General features: G+C 74.3%; 1 protein-coding gene. It reads right to left on the reverse strand.

Translation table 11 applies throughout. The annotated features are described in order from the left end of the window. Positions 1-153 precede the first annotated feature (153 nt). On the reverse strand, positions 154-969 hold an 816-nt coding region (locus B9S58_RS04645; protein ID WP_103530858.1), incomplete at its 5' end, for an SDR family oxidoreductase.

A 969-nucleotide genomic window follows, 5' to 3' on the forward strand; every position in this document is an offset into this window, starting at 1 on the left:
CTCCCCGGGCCACCACAGCTCCGCCGCCGTCGTGAGGGCGGCGGCGAGCGCGGTGTCGGTGAGGCCCGGCCGCAGGCGGACCGTCAAGGCGTGATGGGCAGGCTGCACGTGCACAACTCCTCGTCCACGGAAGGGAAACGGGTGATGCGGCTGTCAGCGGGCGGTGAACCCGCCGTCCACGGTGATCACGCTGCCGGTCACCTGCCGGGACTCGTCCGAGGCCAGCCAGAGCGCCGCGTCCGCCACATCCCCCGGCTCCACCAGCGCGTTCATCGGCTGGTCCCGGACGAAGGCCGTCTCGTGCCCGGCGACCGGCACCTCCAGCGAGCGGGCGATCTCCGCCAGCATCCGGCCCTCCATCGCCTCGTCGTCCCGCACCGAGCCCGGACACACCGCGTTGACCCGGACCTTACGGGGCGCGTAGTCCAGGGCCACCGCCTTGGTCAGGCCCACCAGACCGTGCTTGGCCGCGACGTACCCCGCGAAGTGCCGGTAGCCCACCAGCCCCGCCGTCGAGGCGATGTTGACGATCGAACCGGACCCCTGGGCGGCCATCCGGCCGCCCACCGCGCGGATCGCCCGCCACGCACCGCCCAGATCCACATCGATCATCAACTGCCACTCGGCCTCGGTGATCTCGTGCGCCGGGCGGCCCGAAGGGGCGGCGATCCCCGCGTTGTTGACCAGCACGTCGATCCGCCCGAAGCGCTCCTCGGCCCCCTCCGCCACCGACTCCAGCGCCGCCAGGTCCCGGACGTCGGCCTGCCGGGTCAGCACGGCGGACCCCGCCTCGCGGCAGAGCCGCCCGGTGTGTGCGAGCTGCGAGGCCGAACCGAGCGGATACGGCACCCCGGGCAGCTCGCCCGCCACGTCCAGCAGCACCAGGTCCGCCCCCTCACGGGCGAAGGCCAGCGCACAGGCCCGGCCGAGACCGCGCGCCGCCCCGGTGATCAGTGCCGTCCGCCCGGC

The sequence above is a fragment of the Streptomyces sp. SM11 genome (genome assembly GCF_002910905.1).
Classification (GTDB): domain Bacteria; phylum Actinomycetota; class Actinomycetes; order Streptomycetales; family Streptomycetaceae; genus Streptomyces.